This window comes from Aliiroseovarius lamellibrachiae, from assembly GCF_018599245.1.
Taxonomy (GTDB): Bacteria; Pseudomonadota; Alphaproteobacteria; order Rhodobacterales; family Rhodobacteraceae; genus Aliiroseovarius; species Aliiroseovarius lamellibrachiae.
Genome location: NZ_JAHEVJ010000010.1, coordinates 49,569 through 65,758 on the forward strand (window position 1 = coordinate 49,569; position 16,190 = coordinate 65,758).

At 55.9% G+C, this 16,190-nt stretch carries 14 protein-coding genes; 4 read left to right on the forward strand and 10 right to left on the reverse strand.

Annotated elements, in window-relative coordinates:
- Positions 1–165 precede the first annotated feature (165 nt).
- The 3 genes from KKW20_RS16590 to KKW20_RS15640 all read right to left on the reverse strand — a co-directional run bounded on the left by KKW20_RS16590 (position 166) and on the right by KKW20_RS15640 (position 2,280).
- Positions 166–1,170, reverse strand: a complete 1,005-nt coding sequence (locus KKW20_RS16590) for a hypothetical protein (RefSeq protein ID WP_246534645.1) — start codon at positions 1,168–1,170, stop codon at positions 166–168.
- Positions 1,110–1,820: a hypothetical protein gene (locus KKW20_RS16595; RefSeq protein ID WP_246534646.1), complete on the reverse strand. Its 711-nt coding sequence runs from the start codon at positions 1,818–1,820 to the stop codon at positions 1,110–1,112. Before KKW20_RS16595 ends, KKW20_RS16590 begins: the two co-directional genes overlap by 61 nt.
- A 271-nt stretch (positions 1,821–2,091) precedes the next feature.
- Positions 2,092–2,280: a hypothetical protein gene (locus tag KKW20_RS15640; RefSeq protein WP_214568848.1), complete on the reverse strand. Its 189-nt coding sequence runs from the start codon at positions 2,278–2,280 to the stop codon at positions 2,092–2,094.
- A gap of 413 nt (positions 2,281–2,693) precedes the next feature.
- Here KKW20_RS15640 and KKW20_RS15645 point away from each other — a divergent pair, with 413 nt between their 5' ends.
- Entirely contained in the window at positions 2,694–5,576 is a 2,883-nt protein-coding gene (locus KKW20_RS15645; protein WP_214568849.1) for a hypothetical protein, read from the forward strand.
- 129 nt (positions 5,577–5,705) lie between these two features.
- Here the strand turns inward: KKW20_RS15645 and hppD are convergent, their stop codons facing one another.
- Positions 5,706–6,803, reverse strand: a complete 1,098-nt coding sequence (hppD, locus tag KKW20_RS15650) for a 4-hydroxyphenylpyruvate dioxygenase (RefSeq protein ID WP_214568850.1) — start codon at positions 6,801–6,803, stop codon at positions 5,706–5,708.
- A gap of 156 nt (positions 6,804–6,959) precedes the next feature.
- Here hppD and KKW20_RS15655 point away from each other — a divergent pair, with 156 nt between their 5' ends.
- Complete coding sequence (locus tag KKW20_RS15655; protein ID WP_214568851.1) at positions 6,960–7,424, forward strand: Lrp/AsnC family transcriptional regulator; 465 nt, start codon at positions 6,960–6,962, stop codon at positions 7,422–7,424.
- 105 nt (positions 7,425–7,529) lie between these two features.
- Positions 7,530–8,750: a PAS domain-containing protein gene (locus tag KKW20_RS15660; RefSeq protein WP_214568852.1), complete on the forward strand. Its 1,221-nt coding sequence runs from the start codon at positions 7,530–7,532 to the stop codon at positions 8,748–8,750.
- Between the two features lie 115 nt (positions 8,751–8,865).
- Here the strand turns inward: KKW20_RS15660 and cobT are convergent, their stop codons facing one another.
- Positions 8,866–9,885: a nicotinate-nucleotide--dimethylbenzimidazole phosphoribosyltransferase gene (cobT, locus tag KKW20_RS15665; RefSeq protein WP_214568853.1), complete on the reverse strand. Its 1,020-nt coding sequence runs from the start codon at positions 9,883–9,885 to the stop codon at positions 8,866–8,868.
- 80 nt (positions 9,886–9,965) lie between these two features.
- Between cobT and cobS the strand changes: the two genes are divergently transcribed.
- Positions 9,966–10,736, forward strand: coding sequence for an adenosylcobinamide-GDP ribazoletransferase (gene cobS / locus KKW20_RS15670; protein WP_246534647.1), 771 nt, complete (start codon positions 9,966–9,968; stop codon positions 10,734–10,736).
- A gap of 106 nt (positions 10,737–10,842) precedes the next feature.
- On the opposite strand, the gene KKW20_RS15675 is transcribed toward cobS, so the two are convergent.
- The 5 genes from KKW20_RS15675 to KKW20_RS15695 form a co-directional block, all read right to left on the reverse strand.
- On the reverse strand, positions 10,843–11,355 hold the full coding sequence (locus KKW20_RS15675) for a CarD family transcriptional regulator (protein WP_214568855.1): 513 nt from the start codon (positions 11,353–11,355) through the stop codon (positions 10,843–10,845).
- Between the two features lie 426 nt (positions 11,356–11,781).
- Positions 11,782–12,117 carry a ferredoxin FdxA gene (gene fdxA, locus KKW20_RS15680; RefSeq protein WP_214568856.1) on the reverse strand — a complete coding sequence of 112 codons (336 nt, stop codon included), beginning with the start codon at positions 12,115–12,117 and terminating at the stop codon, positions 11,782–11,784.
- 50 nt (positions 12,118–12,167) lie between these two features.
- Positions 12,168–12,539 carry an RNA-binding S4 domain-containing protein gene (locus tag KKW20_RS15685; protein ID WP_214568919.1) on the reverse strand — a complete coding sequence of 124 codons (372 nt, stop codon included), beginning with the start codon at positions 12,537–12,539 and terminating at the stop codon, positions 12,168–12,170.
- 42 nt (positions 12,540–12,581) lie between these two features.
- Positions 12,582–15,512, reverse strand: a complete 2,931-nt coding sequence (locus KKW20_RS15690) for a helicase-related protein (protein ID WP_214568857.1) — start codon at positions 15,510–15,512, stop codon at positions 12,582–12,584.
- Positions 15,513–15,543: 31 nt separating this feature from the next.
- Positions 15,544–16,131 (reverse strand): tetratricopeptide repeat protein, encoded by a 588-nt coding sequence (locus tag KKW20_RS15695; RefSeq protein WP_246534648.1) that lies wholly within the window; start codon positions 16,129–16,131, stop codon positions 15,544–15,546.
- Between the last annotated feature and the right edge of the window lie 59 nt (positions 16,132–16,190).

Consider the following 16,190-nt stretch of genomic DNA (forward strand, 5'->3'; position numbering starts at 1 on the left):
ACTTTCCGCGTCTCCCCATGGATTTCCATGCCAGACTTGACCCATAGCTGGGGAAACTGCGCAGACCGGAAATTGGTGATTGGGAATGGTGTCATATGGCTCGTGGGATCACGACTGAAGGCAGGAACCATTGTGCTGGCGCAATACTGAGACAGGAGCGCGTAATCAGATGTTTGTGTCTGCCCGGACGCATGCGCGCGCCTTGAAGACATCGAGAGCTGTTTTGAATGCCGTTGCTCTGCGGGAGTTTTCGGGCTCCGAGGCATTTTTGTCGAAATGCATGACATGCCATTCGAAACGGTCTTCTTCGATCCAATCGCGGAAAATGTGCGGCACGACCCGAACCATGGTTGCTTCTTGCTCACCAACGATTGTCAGGCGCTTAGCAGGCAATAGATCACGAAGACACGCCAGGTGGGCGGCCTTTGTGTATGTTGGCTTCACAACAGATCCATTGAAACTCCCGCGGGAATCGCGGTCTGTTTCCTGAAAGCTGAAATATCCATTGCGCAAAGTATTGATGATTTTCCTATGCTCGTTTGCATTGGCAATCTCATCCAGTGCATCCTGTGGAAGTTGGGTCAACCCTTGGGCTGCATATGCCTTGTCGAGCCTTTGACTGAAGACACGCCAATGGCTTTCAGCACTGGCAAACAGTGCGGCTTCTTCGTATCGCCCTGTTGGTCTTTGGAAATGCATTGATGGAACGGTAAAATTGTGCCCGGATTTCTGTGCATAGGCCTGTCGCACATTGGTGGGCATCAGTTGGTCGTCCAGGTAATTCTCCTGAACTGCCTGAACTGGGTCGACCGTTGTGTCGAAATTTGCATCTATGCGAAACACATAGCCTGTGTCGATATCGGCACTGACGGAGCACTGCAGAGGGGTCAGGCGTCGATCGGAGCGGCTTTCCCAATTGACGCTGATAACAACATCATCATGGGCAATTCGCATGTGAGGGTGGCCACCCTGTGCTTCGCTCTTGTCCCTCCATTCTTTCAGCTTCGCCCGCTCAAACGCCAACAGTGTTTTTTCCAGCCAGAATATCCTGTTATAAACACGCTCAACCCCGCATTTCTTACTCGTGTCTGGATCAGCCAACAGCTTCCTCAGAGCGGAGATACCGGCACCATTGACCAACGCGCGCAGCAGTCTGACATTGTCATGCATTTTTTCCTGCTGTTGGTGATCAACGGATACTGAAAAACGTGCACCCGCTTTGCCCTTGCAAGGCTTGTGAATAACTCTGAATCCAGCTGGCTTTGCTTTGCGCCCGTTCTTTCCGGCGGGGATCTTCCCATGGGCGCCATTGAAAATGAAGTCGCCCGGCTGTTCGAGATATCTTGCGCCGCAGTGGCCGCAAACTGGGCCTTCCAGAACCCCGTTTGAGTGATCAGTCGGCCAAACTCTGACTCGAAGTGTTTGTTCGAAAGAACATTGAAAGATACGTCGCAGTCGTGATTGTCCTGCAGGTGATGGCATACCAGAGACTTCCCATCTTCCCACTGCCGAGCATCCTTCGAGTATTCGAGGGCTGTTGAGACAACCTGAGAATCTTGGTCGCCAGTGATGGTGTATTTCCCTCTACCTTTGCCCAACGAAGGATTTGTCGCAAATGCCTTTTGCTTTCTCGCCTGAGCGTTTCTACCTACGAAGGATTGGTAGATGAAGTCAGGCGCAATACCGTAGTTCCCGCAGTCGGGATCGCCACAGCAGTTGAGGTTGATTGTATCCCCGATTTCAGGGTAGATTTGAGGAAGAGACAGTTTGGGCACGGACTTCACAGCGACACAGCCTTTCGTTCTGTTTCGTTTGGTCAAGTCGCCCTCCGCCAGGCGGTGTTCATATTGGCCAACTCTCCCAAAACCAAAGACTTAACCGCATTTTTTTGAAAAGTGTGGCTCCGGGACTTTTCTCCCGGGCAATGAACAATCTACTATCAGAAAAGACTGTTCAATATCAAACGCCTGCCGAGCGAAAACTCGACAGGCGTTGCTTTTGTGTCCCAAAATTCGGAATGCGCCATCTATTTATGGCGGCCATTTTATTTCAATGAGTTACGTTGTGAACTTAATCTCTCGACATCAATTATTATGCCATTTGAACCTGCGCCGAAATCTCCGCGTTACCCGCTACAATCGGCATGTTTGATGCATCTGCCATACCGCGCACGCCCATGTTCGGCATTGCCCCAGACGACGGGACGAAAGACAGCACAGTAATCTTTCCCAGGGCCATCCCCGCCGCCATCCCAGCCGCCATCCCAGCCTCCGATGCCACGCCTACTGTCCTCTGACCGCAACCGCATCATTCGCGTCAAGCGCACGCCCAATAGCGATCGCGCCATGTCTGGTGCGGCCGAGACACTGGCCCAGCCCGTGATCCGTAAGGTCGCAACCGCGCCTGCGAGCGCTGAAACAGACCCCAATGCGCAGCGAAAGTGGCAAAAATACCGAGTAATTTCTTCATGTTACGTCCCTATTTTCCAGCAACTTGCGCCAATTGTCGCCCCATTCAATCGAAAGCCTCGCGCCCCCTTCCCATGGGCAAAATCCTGCTATAGTTTCAAAGCGGTGGCAGAAAGAATATGGCCAGGACATCTTTGGTGTGAACTGGTCGGGGTATGTGGCGCTGGGGCCTGCGCGGTTTGATCGTGTGTGTTTGGTTGCGGGAATTAGGAATGTGAGACGGGTATGACGCCAAATTTTGCGCTTGATCTGACCCATGACGGTATTGGCCTTTTGCATCGCAGCAAAGGGGGCTGGCTGCTGGCAGGAGAGGTTCGTCTGGACGACCCAGACCTGACCGCCCGCCTTGGCATGATGCGCCAAACAGCAGTTGATCTGGAAAGCGGTGGGTTCACCAGCCAATTGATCGTCCCTGCGTCCGAGATCCTGTTCACGACAATGACAGCGCCCGGTCCCGATAACATCACCCGAGAAGCGCGTATTCGCGAAGGGTTAGAGGGGCTGACCCCCTATCCGGTTGATGAGCTTCTGTTCGATTGGCACGCAGATGGCGACATGGCCCATGTGGCGGTCATTGCCCGCGAAACCTTGGCCGAGGCCGAAGGGTTTGCACTTGATAACCGGTTGAACCCAGTGTGCTTTTGCGCGCGCGCCCATGGAAGTTTTGACCGGCAAGTCTATTTTGGCGCAACCTCCTGTGCGGATCAATTTTTGCGAAACGGCGCCAAAGTCGATCCAGATCGCCGCCCTATTCCGGCGTTGATGGGCACAGGCGTCGCCACAATCGAACGCACAGAGATCGCCCCCACAGAGCCTGACGCAGCGCCCGGCGCACCCGACGCAAATGTCAAAGCATCACCTTCTCAGGCACTGAAAGGTGCCCCGGATGAAGAGGCAATACACCCGCCGCAAATGACGGCCTCGTCAAAATCGCCTGCGGTTCAATCCCCCTCGGATATGCCTGAACTTGCCCCTTTCCCTCCGGCATTTGAACCCGCAGATGACAGTGCTGAACCGGGCGCGCAACCCGCCCCTCTGGGCCGCCTGCCAAAAGCACCAAGCCTCACGTCGCCCGCTCACCAAAATGACGAGGCGGGCCAAAATGACGAGGCGGGAAAGACGGCCGACGCCCCTGTTGCCGCAGCTAAATTGGACAGCGCACAAAAGCCACCAGCCCCAGTCACGGGACCATCGCCTCGCACCCCAGCGGCCGCCGATGCCCCACCCGCGTTTTCGACACGGCGCAGCATTGACGCGCAGCCAGACGCCAGCACAGATGCGCCCCTGCCCAGCCAAAGCATCGCACCGCGCATCCTTGTCGCCCCTCCAAGCTCAGGAAGTGATGTGGGGCGCCCGGCGCAACCGCAAAAACAGGCCCATGTTCCAGTCACCGCGCCAAATGTGGTCGGCAAGTCCGAGCGGTCGGCGGCGCCTGCCCCCACGAAGCGCGCCAAACAGGGCGCACGAAAGCTGCAAGACGCCGCCCGCGCGGGGCTTGGAAAAGGATTAAGCAAAGGAATTTCAAGTGGCCTGGCCGGCGCAACAACAGCCGCCAGCGCCGCGTCTGCGTTGGCCAGTCGTACCGCGAGCGCCTTGCCCAAACGCCAAAAGGCCGCCGCACAGGAACACCCGATCGAAGACACCTCGGTCGCAGGCCCTATCCCCGGTGACATGCCGCCATCCCAATCGAGACCTCGGGGAGCGCACCACAAAACAACCGCAGCAAGTGCTGCAACAATCGAGGCCGACGCCCTCACCATATTTGGCGCTCGTGCCCAGCAGACTGTTGGTGGAAAGCCCAAATTCCTTGGTCTTTTCCTCGTGCTTGGCCTACTTTTGGTTTTGGCAATCGTTGCTGTTTGGTCGATGTTTTTTCTGTCCGACCAAAGCACGGGCCTGTTTCCCGGACGCGACGATCAGTTTGAAAGTGCAATCACAACCGGACCGGAGACTGGCACAGAGGATCGCTTCGCCAGCCTGCCTGAATTTGACCCAGAGGGAGAGGATCGGTTCAGCGAGTTTGATCCTGATGCCCCGTCAGGTGCCGATACTGAGACAGACGCCAGCTTGGGTGAAGGTGATCCGCAGATACGACCTGAGCCTCTCTCGGCGGAAGCGGCAGAAACCCGATACGCGGCCACCGGAATATGGGAGCGCGCGCCAGATCCGCTTACGGATCATGTCGTCGGGCGGCTTGACGGGCTGTATGTGGCCTCAATCGACCCCGTCACCTCGGGGCATGATGCGGTTGCCTTGCCCTCGGACAAGTTGGCGGCGCTTGAAAACGCCCCAACGGAGCTTTTGGCCCCGCCGCCCAGCGGTACGCGATTTGATCTTGATGAACGCGGATTGGTTCGGGCAACGCCGCAGGGCAGTCTGACGCCAGAAGGGGTTTTGGTCATTGCCGGACGCCCCAGCGTGGTTCCCGCAGAACGGCCAGGGGATGATACGCAAGACACCGCGCCATTGGTGGAAAACACCGCCCCCAGCATTCGCCCCAAAAGCCGACCTGATGGGCTGATCGAAAGCAATGAGCGCGAGCTTTTTGGCGGACGGTCCCGCGTTGAAATGGCAGGCCTGCGTCCCAAACCGCGTCCACAGTCCATCGCAGCCTTGACACAGCAAGCCGCGGCGATTTTCGACGCCGTTGCCAACGCCGCAATTGATGACGCTGCCGCGGCGGCGGCGGCGGCGGTCACCGCGCCCACTCAGCTGGCTGTTACCCGGTCCCCCGAACCGAAGTCGCGCCCGCAAGGGTTTGATAAATTGATGGAAGCCGCCCGTGCAAAGGATGCCTCAGATGGATCTGTGGTTGTGGCCGCTGCCCCGCGCAATCAAACAGTCACCCCGGCCATTCCCACCCGTGCTTCGGTGGCAAAGCAAGCGACTGTTAAAAATGCCATTTCCCTTCGCAAAGTCAGTTTGATTGGCATCTATGGCAGTTCATCCAAGCGGCGCGCTTTGGTGCGTTTACCGTCGGGGCGATATGTAAAGGTTGGCATTGGGGATCGTTTAGATGGCGGCAAGGTGGTGTCAATTTCCGCAAGCAAACTGGTCTATAAAAAAGGCTCTCGGTCCAAAACATTGCAGGTCTTGCCGTTTAGCTAATGCGTATTGCGCCAAACCTGTTTTTCAGATTTCCACATGCATTTGAGGCGTCTGTGTTCAAAGAAACAGCCGCCCCTAAAAAGGAGCGGCTGTTGTCGTGAGTGGTGTTTTCTTTCAGGGACTTAGGCCTTACGCCACATCCCCGAGTTCGCCGTTTTCAATCTGCTCGCGTTCAATCGATTCAAACAGAGCTTTGAAATTGCCTTCGCCGAACCCATCATCGCCTTTGCGCTGGATAAATTCGAAAAAGATCGGGCCGATCACGGTTTTTGAGAAGATTTGCAGAAGAATGCGGGTCTCGCCACCACCAACAACCCCTTCACCGTCGATCAGGATGCCATGTTTCATCATCAGCTCTTTGGGCTCGTCATGGCCGGAGACGCGGTCATATGACATGTCGTAATAAGCTTCATTTGGACCGGGCATAAATTTCAGCCCGCGATCAGCAATTGCGGCGACCGACCCATAGATATCTTCTGTGCCCACGGCGATATGCTGGATGCCCTCGCCGTTGTATTTCTTAAGGTAGGCAACAATTTGGCCTGTCTCGCCGCGGTCTTCGTTTAACGGGATACGGATCTTGCCACAGGGCGAGGTCAGCGCACGCGAGAAAAGCCCGGTGAATTTGCCCTGAATGTCGAAAAAACGGATTTCTTCAAACCCAAACAGATCACCGTAGAATTTGAACCACACATCCATATTGCCCTTAAAGACGTTGTGGGTGAGGTGATCGAGGTAATAGAACCCTTCGCCTTTCGGATAGGCATCGGCCACCCAGTCAAACTCGGTATTATAGGCGCTCTGCTCATGGTATTGGTCGATGAAGTAAATCAGGCTGTCACCAATGCCGTAAATCGCAGGCACATCCAGTGATTTTCCACCACCTTCATAGGGTTTCGCCCCCATCTTCACCGCATGATCAAAGGCATGCTGGGCATCCACAACACGCCAGCCCATGGCCGACGCACAGGGTCCATGTTCTTCGCTGAATTTCTCAGCCTGACTGCCGGGTTCCATATTGATGAGATAGCTCACATCGCCTTGTTGCCACAGTTCTACATTGCGGGTTTTGTGGTTGGCGGTGTGGGAGAAGCCCATTTTTGCAAACACATCGCGCAGCTCTTGTGGCTCGGGATGGGCAAATTCGACAAACTCAAACCCATCCGTACCTGCGGGGTTTTTCTCTGAAATCATGGCGCGTGGCGCATCGTGGGGGAACGGACCCATTGGGATCTCCTCATTCGCATTTCTTAACCTGTGAAGATCGTAGTCCATAGAACAGACGGAAAGTGCGCATTGTGGTGCGGAATCGACCCTGATATTGCGCAGTTTTCGCACATATGCTAAATAATGCGCGCAATTTCCGCACCAAAGGACCATCCCATGCCGACGCTCGACCAAATAGATTCTCGTCTGCTTGAAGCATTGCAGAAAAATGCCCACCTCACCGCGCAAGAGTTGGGCGAGCGGCTAAACCTGTCGGCCAGCCAAGCCGGGCGGCGCCGTCAGCGGCTTGAGGAACAAGGCCTGGTGACAGGCTACGCCGCGCGGCTGGACCCCATGAAGCTTGGCCTGTCGGTACAAAGCTTTGTTCAGGTCGAAATGGCCAGCCACGCCCCAGAAGCCGCAAAATCTTTTGCCCAATTGATCGACACACGAACCGAGGTGATTTCCGCCTGGACCCTGACAGGGGCCGCCGACTATTTGCTGCGGGTTTATTGTACCGACCTCGAAGCACTTAACCGATTGATTCATGACGTTTTATTACCGCACCCCTCTGTGTCGCGGGTGCAAAGTCAAATTGTCATGAACCAATTAAAGGCGGACGCGCCCTTACCCACACGATGAAACGAAATGCGCGAACGAATGGGTCATTTTTCCACCAATATTAACCAACCGGGAAGATCTTCACCTTAAAACTAAGGTATCTGATCTAGAGAGTGGAATTGACCTGTGAGCTTTGTTAACCGCCGTATTGAAAACCGTCCTGAAACAGGCGAAGCCCCCTTTCATTTCAACGAGATCTTCTTTTCACGCACGGACGATCGCGGGGTTATTCTCTCGGGTAACCATGTCTTCCAACGCGTTGCACATTATCAATGGGACGAACTTCTTGGGCGGCCTCACAAGATCATCCGCCATCCGGATATGCCGCGTGGCGTGTTCTGGAAAATTTGGGATGAGCTAAAAAGCGGCCGTACAATCGGGGGCTATGTTAAAAACCTCTCGAAAGATGGGCTGCATTATTGGGTCTATGCCGTGATGGTCCCCTTCGGTGACGGGTATCTCTCGGCGCGGATCAAACCGTCCTCTGACATGCTGCAAACCGTTAAAACCCTTTATGCTGAGTTGCTGCACGAGGAAAACACAAACAATTTGCCACCCGAAGACAGTGCAAACCTGATGCGCGAAAAAATCCTTGCCCTTGGTTTTGACAGCTATGAGCATTTTGCGTCCTATTCTCTGTCCGAAGAGTTAATGTCTCGCGATGCAAAACTGGGCAAACCAGAGGACCGCGAAGTCGCTGACTTCCGGAAAATGATCGATCTGGCGCAGGAATTAACCCAGCAAACCGAGCTGTTGATCAGCGAATTCGAAGCCATGCGCACCATTCCTCATAACTTGCGGGTCATCGCCTCACGGCTCGAACCCACGGGAGGCCCCGTTTCAACGCTGTCACAGAACTACGGAACCATGTCACGCGAAATGTCACAATGGTTTGAAACCCACGTCCTTGGGGAAACAAGCAATTTTTTAACCATCAAGGGATCTGTGCTGCGTGCATTGGACCTTGCAGGAATGGCCCGTATCCTCGCAGAGAGTGAGGCCCAACTAGCCGATGAGCGCCGCAATCTGGGCGGGGTCAACCTGGGCGACGAACGTGCTTTGTTGCAGAAGATTGTCTCGTCCTACAGGCAAAAATATAAATCCTGCTTCAACGAAGTTGTTCATGAAGCGGATCGGATTACCAAAGCCTGCGAAGTGATGAACCGCCATATCATTGGCCTGTCCACAACCCGCGTCATGTGTAAAATCGAAAGCGCCCGCCTGCCCGATGCGGGCGACGCGCTCAACGATATTATCACACAGCTCATGACGTTTCAGGAGCGGATCAAAGCACAGCTCGAGCGCATTGGTCGTCTCAGCAATGAAATTCAGCAGGCCCGCCGATAAACCTGACCCACCAATATGCCGAAATGAGCGCAACAAATCACCGTTGGAACAGGATGTGAGGCCCAGCAAAACGCCCCAATAAATAGGGGCGTTTTTATGGGGGAACCTTATCGTATCAGCCCGCTGACACACCCGCTTCTGCAAATGTGGCCATACCAGAATGGCAGGCGATTGCCCCCTTCAGAACACCAATGGCCAAAGCGGCACCTGATCCTTCACCCAACCGCATCCCAAGCGCCAAGAGTGGCTCTTTGTTCAAGGCTTTCAACACGCGCCCATGGGCTGCTTCTGCAGACACATGGCCTGCAACAGTATGGTCAAGCGCACCTTGCACAGATTTTTCCAAGCACATCGCGGCGGCTGAACAGATGAACCCGTCCAAAATGACCGGGATACGTTCAACGCGCGCACGCGCAATCGCCCCAGCCATTGCAGCAAGTTCACGCCCTCCCAGGCACCGCAAGGCTTCCAACCCATCCCCATTGGCCGTGGGGTTGGCCGCAAGACCTTCAGCAACCACCTGAGATTTCAACATTATTCCGGTTTCATCCACGCCAGTTCCACGCCCGGTCCAATCACCAGCCTCGCCCCCCAGCAGCGCATATGCAATTGCCGCCGCAGAGGTCGTGTTGCCAATGCCCATTTCCCCGGTAACCAAAAGATCTGCCTTGGGATCAACCGCATTCCAACCCGTAAGCAACGCCGCCACAACCTCGGCTTCGTCCATAGCAGGCCCCTGAGTGAAATCCTGTGTTGGGCGGTCAAGGTCCAAAGCATGGACATCCATATTGGCGCCAAAGGCTTTGGAAAGCTGATTGATTGCAGCACCGCCATGCTGGAAGTTCAACACCATCTGCTCAGTCACTTCCGCCGGAAAGGCAGATACGCCGCGCGCGGTTACACCATGGTTTCCCGCAAAGATAACCACCTGAGGGGCGGTCAGTTCCGGACGCCCCGTGCCCCGCCAGCTGCCGTACCAAATGGCCAAATCTTCCAATCGCCCCAGCGCGCCAGGAGGTTTGGTCAGTTGCCCGTTCCGCTCTTGCGCCGCGTCGCGCGCCGCGCCATCCGGCCCAGCAGCCCCTGCAAGCAACGCATTAAACTCTGCAAGTGTCGAAAAAGTCTGACCCGTCATGACCCGATCCCCGATTGATTCCTGTTGCCCTCCTCTTTACCGATGACAAGAGATCCGAACCAGAGCGCATGAGACCAAAAATGGCCAAACACGACACCCCCCTCATTCAAATGATTGACCTGCCCGCAGCAATGGGATTGCTGACGCGGTTGCCAGTTCCTGTAAATGCCGAAACGGCCACCGCTCGCGGTGCTGCGGGGGCCTGGGCGTGGCCGCTGGTTGGAGTTGTTGTTGGTGCGATATCTGGGTTGGTCGCTCTTGCGTTAATGACCCTCGGGTTGCCCCTGCCCCTTGCCGCCATTATTGCGCTATCCGCTCAGGTCTTGATGACAGGGGCTTTGCACGAAGACGGGCTTGCGGACACCGTCGACGGGCTTTGGGGGGGGTATTCCCCGGCGCGACGCCTTGAAATTATGAAAGACAGCCACATTGGCGCATACGGGGTGATCGCAATTTCCCTGTCGCTTTTTTTGCGCGGCATGGGCTTGATGGCCGTTCTGGCAGCCCCCTTTTCCATTGCATCGCTCATGGTGGTTGGGTTGCTCAGCCGGGTGCCAATGGTGATATTAATGGCCGCCATGCCAAATGCGCGGGGCACAGGGCTGTCTCAATCTGTGGGGCGCCCCACACGTAAAACCGCAATTCTTGGCACGGTGGTGGCACTGGCGTTGGCCGTCCTAATCGTGGGAACTGCGGTATTGCCGATGTTCATCTGGATTAGCGTGACCACCATTGGATTGGCCGCACTTGCCAAGGCCAAAATCAATGGGCAAACCGGAGATATCCTTGGGTCCAGTCAGCAATTGGCCGAAATCGCCGCCTTATGCGTCTTGGCCAGCCTTGCGACATAATCAAAAAAAACCGCCGCTTAGATCACATGGATTTAAGCGGCGGTTACGTGTTGCAGGCACGAATCTAAAAAATGACTGCTACAAATTACGGGCAACTATAACCGATTTAGGCCGCAGCGGCACGCGACATAAGGACATCGCTGACTTTTTTCTGTGCGGCCAGCTCGTCCCCGCCACCAACGGCGGCAACTTCGCGGGTCAAACGCTCAAGTGCGGCTTCATAAAGCTGACGTTCGGAATAGCTTTGCTCGCGCTGATCATCGCTGCGGTGAAGGTCGCGCACCACTTCGGCAATTGCAATCAGATCACCCGAGTTGATTTTCTGTTCATATTCCTGCGCACGACGCGACCACATGGCGCGTTTAACACGAGCTTTGCCCTTAAGCGTGTCCATGGCTTTGGACACTTCAACGTCACTGGCCAAGCAACGCATGCCAACCTCGGTCGCCTTATGGGTTGGAACCCGCAGGGTCATCTTATCCTTTTCAAAGGAAATGACGAACAATTCCAATTCGATACCAGCGATTTCCTGCTCTTCGATCGAGACGATTTTGCCCACCCCATGCGAAGGGTAAACGACATATTCGTTCGGGCGGAAATCAAGCTTTTTCTTGCTCATTCAAGTCTTCCTTTACGGGTCCAGACATATTCATTCAGGCCCCACCACCTCGTCATCACAGTCGCGCCATTCAAAGACGAAAACTCCTCGCGGGGGTGCAAAAGCGCCCTCGAAAGGTGTGTTTTGAACGGAACTGCCGGAGCGAGACCAAGGCGCGCGCGCACCAAATCGGGGTGGCGAGACCTTAAGCCGCGGATGGGTCCTGACTATCAGTTCGATTAGTATAACAGAAAAAACCGCCATACAAAAGCGCTACGGTGCAGAAAGTGGGTATTGCCGTTTCTAATCAAAGGATTAGCACCGCATTTTCACCCGAAGAAACGGAAAATTCCATGCCAGAGGGCGAATCACGTTTAGACCGCCCAAGCGGGATCGCAATGAAAACCCTGCGACCCGCAACGCATCATTCCCCGAGGCCAGGCGCAATCACTCAGCAGCAGGTGCCTCTGAGAAATGTGTTTCCAGCTTACCCTCTTTACCGTCCAGCTCTTCAGCATCAGGCAACGGATCTTTGCGTTCCACAATAACCGGCCACAGCTCGGAATATTTGCGGTTAAATTCAACCCATTTCTCGGTTCCCGGCTCTGTATCCGCGCGGATCGCATCTGCGGGGCATTCCGGTTCACATACACCGCAGTCGATGCATTCATCCGGGTGAATCACCAGCATGTTTTCACCCTCGTAGAAGCAATCCACAGGGCAGACTTCCACGCAGTCGGTGTATTTACAGGCGATGCAGTTGTCTTGAACAACGTAGGTCATGTTGTGTCCTCAAACCTTAAACTATGCCCCACTTATTTCAGCAGGCGCAATCAATCAAGCGGGTCACGCTTTGTTTTCATCAAGTTGCGACGATCTTTCTTACTTGGTCGCCCCTTGCCGTCAAATTTTGGCGCGCTGGCCTCGGCTGGTGGAATATCGTTCCGCGCGGGTGGCGGAGACAAATCCTCATACAACGCCTGTGCCTCTGGGGCGGGGCCACGACGAGTCGAAAGATCCACAATCTGAACAACACGTACATGGCGCCCCTGTGCAAAGGTCAACACGTCACCCGGGCAGATTTGATAGGCCGCTTTGGCCACCTTTTCACTGTTCACCCGCAGATGCCCGCCCGTGATCAGCTTGGTCGCCAGCCCACGCGTTTTGAAAAACCGTGCATGCCACAACCATTTATCAGCCCGCATTTTGGGGGCCGCAACGCCGCCCCCAAGTTTCTTTTCCGCCACTTATTTTTTGTCCTTCAGCGCAAGGAGCGCCGCAAACGGATTGTCTGGATCAATGGCCTTGGCCTTGCCCTTATGCGCCGGACCAGAGCTGTAGGTCTTGGGTTTATTGTCGCGTTGCGGCGGCTTGCCCCCACGGCGCGGACCACCCTTTGGCCCACCTTTGCCACGCGGAGAATCCCCGTCACGGCGCGACCTGCCCCCCTGAGGCTTGCGCTCGCCACGGGTCCCATCGGCGGTGGCTTCGCGGTTTTCACCACGTTGTCCACCGCGTTGCCCGCCCCCTTGGCGGCGGTTAAAACCACCCCAAGTGAAGGTAAAGAAGACCTCCATCTCTGGCGCCTCTTTTGCTGATCCCTCTTCATCCGACGCAGAAGGAGCTTTTGCTGCCGTGTCGGCGGCACCCTCTGTGGCACTTGCATCAGCAGGAGCCTCAGAAACGTCTGACGCATCGGTTTGGGTGTCATCCGCTGGTGTTACATCGGCAGCCGGGGCTGCGTCAGCGGCCGGTGCAATTGCCGCGTCACCTGCGACTTCAGCTTTCACCTTCACCCGCTCGCCTTGCACAGACTTATAGCCAAGCCCTTGCATCAAATCGGCAAATTGTTCCAGCGTCATACCTGTGATTGACAGCATATCCGCCTTGGCTTCAAATCCACCGCGACTGTCTTCGGTGCGCAACTGATCGGCCAAGCGTTCCAACATATCGATGCGAATCGCGCGGGTGCCGGATGGGCGATAGCCCGACAACAGATAGGCCGATGGATCGACGGCTTCGATCACAGGAATGGTCACAAGCCCCGCGGGGGGCGCTTCGGGAAATTCCTGCAAATCCGTCCAAAGCGAATGCAGCACAAGGCGCAAACGGGTCGGTGCGGGCTTTAGCAGCAGCGGCATAAAGATTGTGAACTGACCGAAACGGACACCGTGTTTGCGCAGCGCACCACGGGCCTCTTGATCCAAATCCTTGACCTCAGCGGCGACTTTATCGCGCGCAATGATGCCCAGCTCTTCGACCAACCGAAACGCAAAACCGCGCGCCATACCGGTCAGCGCGTCGTCTTTTTGCATATTGGTCAGCGGTTCAAACAACGCCGCCACCTTGCGGTCAATGAAATGCTGCAAGCGACGCGTCACTTTCTCAGCAACATCTTCACCCGCCTCATCGTCAACAAACGCGGTCACGCGCGGGCGCATCACATCGTCGCCTTTGACCAGCTTGCCCACCGCATGTTCGCCCCACATCAGACCGCCCTGCTCGGTAAAGTCCAGCTCGGTATCGGGTGCATTATAGAACCGGTCCGCCCGCAGGTGGAATTCCGGCGCCAGCGCCTTTAGGCCCGCTGCGCGCAGCGTTTTGGCCTCTTCCGGGCTTTGCGAGGCATCCTGGCTAAACCGGAACCCCTCAAGACGACCAACCAGTTGGCCCTCTACAGTCACTTCACCCTTGTCATTCACGTCAGCCACGAGGCTCTCCTTCTGCTTCAACCGGCGCAAAAGCACAGATGTGCGCCGATCAACAAATCTTTGGGTCAATGCATTGTGTAATGCATCCGACAGGCGGTCTTCTACAGCACGCGTGGCCCCGCGCCAATGGGCAACATCACGTAACCAATCGCGGCGTTGCGCCACATAGGTCCAGGTGCGGATAAAAGCCAGGCGTTTTGACAATGTATCAATGTCGCCGTCGCTGCGATCAATGCGTTTAATCTGCCGGGCAAACCAATCTTCGCGGATCTCGCCATGTTGGTGCAAATCGTTAAAAAGCGAGGTCACAAGACCTGCGTGTTCACCGTGGCTGATGCCCCTAAAATCAGGCAGGCGGCACACCTCCCACAACAGTTTGGTCGAAGCGCCATCCGTGGCCCGCGCCATCACCTCTGCGTCCGCAGTCAGCGATTTCAGCGCAATCAGGTCATCGGCGTCCCGGGCGCGGGTCAAATGTTCATTCTGACTTGTTGCTTCCAGCGACCGGATCAGCGCCTCTGGCGTGCCAAATTGCAGATCGGCATTGCGCCACATCAGCTTTCTCTGCGGCGTGAAACTGTGGTTCATAATCGCTTCGGCCACCTCATCAGGCAGCGGCGGTGCTTCGCCGGTTACACCAAAAGAGCCGTGGTTCATATGGCGCCCCGCACGCCCGGCGATCTGGGCGAGTTCATGTGGGAACAAGGGGCGCATCCGTCGACCGTCAAATTTCTCGAGCGCCGAAAACGCCACATGGTTGATATCGAGGTTCAGCCCCATCCCGATTGCATCGGTCGCAATCAGGTAATCCACATCCCCGTTTTGGTACATTTCAACCTGCGCGTTGCGCGTGCGCGGGCTAAGCGCGCCCATCACCACAGCCACGCCCCCCTTTTGGCGGCGCATCAGTTCGGCGACAGCGTAAAGATTATCAACCGAGAACCCAACAATCGCGGAACGCCCCGGCATCCGGCTGATCTTTTTTGACCCGCCATACACCAGTTCGGAAAAACGCTCGCGGTGAATAAATTCGACCTTTGGAACCAGCGCGGAAATCACACCGCGCATGGTGTCTGACCCCAAAAACAACGTCTCGTGGGTGCCACGCATATGCAGCAAACGGTCGGTGAACACATGGCCGCGTTCGGGGTCACATGCCAGTTGGATCTCATCAATGGCGACAAAATCAGTGCCCATGCCCGGCGGCATCGCCTCGACCGTGCAGACCCAATATTGCGCACGGTCCGGCACGATACGTTCCTCGCCCGTAACCAGCGCGACCGCATTGGGACCCCGGATCGCAACCAATTTGTCATAGACCTCACGCGCCAAAAGGCGCAGCGGCAGGCCGATCACCCCGGTGCGATAGCCCAGCATCCGTTCCAGCGCATAATGGGTTTTTCCCGTATTGGTCGGCCCAAGAACCGCTGTGATCCGCGTGCCTGCACGCGCCGTATCGGATACCATCGGTCTGCCCTATTTGCGGTTATGGTTCAGGTTAAAGATCGGTACTCAGCGCCGCACGCAACCGCGCCACCGCCTCTTTTACGTCTGGGCTTTGCGGATGTATAGCAAGGACTTGCTGATACGCAAAAAGGGCGCGCCTTGGGTCGCCCAACTCTTCCAGAATCACGCCTAGCCCCTCAATCGCCCCAAAATGACGCGGTTCAAGAGACAACGCATGAGCCAGATCATCAAGTGCGACCCCCAACCGCCCCGCCACAAACTGCGCAGTGGCGCGCGCGTGCCACCCTTCGGCGAAATTCGGCGCATGATCAGTGAGGGCCGAAAGGTGGTCCAGCGCCGCTTCGACATCGTCACGCTCCAACGCCTGTCTGCCACGTTGAAGCAACAGATCCATCGCATCAGAACCAGAGTGGGACCACCGGGTTTCAATCTCACGCTCCAGAACCTGCCAATTGCTGTCATCTGCCTGTTTTAACTGCGCTAAAAGCGAAGATAATTCATCGCGCGGTTCTGCACGTACCGCACCAGATACGACAAGCGACACGACAATGATGCAAGAGAGGATGTGGTGTTTCATACCCAATCCTAACGCCAGCGCAGCCATGGCGGCAATGGGCATCACATCACTCCCGTCAGGCGCGAGGTGTGAAATTTCCCATACGTCAATAAGTAGAATAC

Coding starts and splice junctions, on each gene's coding strand:
- KKW20_RS16590 (WP_246534645.1), bottom strand. CDS start 1,170: ATGCATGACAATGTCAGACTGCTGCGCGCGTTGGTCAATGGTGCCGGT.
- KKW20_RS15645 (WP_214568849.1), top strand. CDS start 2,694: ATGACGCCAAATTTTGCGCTTGATCTGACCCATGACGGTATTGGCCTT.
- hppD (WP_214568850.1), bottom strand. CDS start 6,803: ATGGGTCCGTTCCCCCACGATGCGCCACGCGCCATGATTTCAGAGAAA.
- KKW20_RS15655 (WP_214568851.1), top strand. CDS start 6,960: ATGCCGACGCTCGACCAAATAGATTCTCGTCTGCTTGAAGCATTGCAG.
- cobT (WP_214568853.1), bottom strand. CDS start 9,885: ATGACGGGTCAGACTTTTTCGACACTTGCAGAGTTTAATGCGTTGCTT.
- cobS (WP_246534647.1), top strand. CDS start 9,966: ATGGCCAAACACGACACCCCCCTCATTCAAATGATTGACCTGCCCGCA.
- KKW20_RS15675 (WP_214568855.1), bottom strand. CDS start 11,355: ATGAGCAAGAAAAAGCTTGATTTCCGCCCGAACGAATATGTCGTTTAC.
- fdxA (WP_214568856.1), bottom strand. CDS start 12,117: ATGACCTACGTTGTTCAAGACAACTGCATCGCCTGTAAATACACCGAC.
- KKW20_RS15685 (WP_214568919.1), bottom strand. CDS start 12,539: ATGCGGGCTGATAAATGGTTGTGGCATGCACGGTTTTTCAAAACGCGT.
- KKW20_RS15690 (WP_214568857.1), bottom strand. CDS start 15,512: ATGGTATCCGATACGGCGCGTGCAGGCACGCGGATCACAGCGGTTCTT.
- KKW20_RS15695 (WP_246534648.1), bottom strand. CDS start 16,131: ATGCCCATTGCCGCCATGGCTGCGCTGGCGTTAGGATTGGGTATGAAA.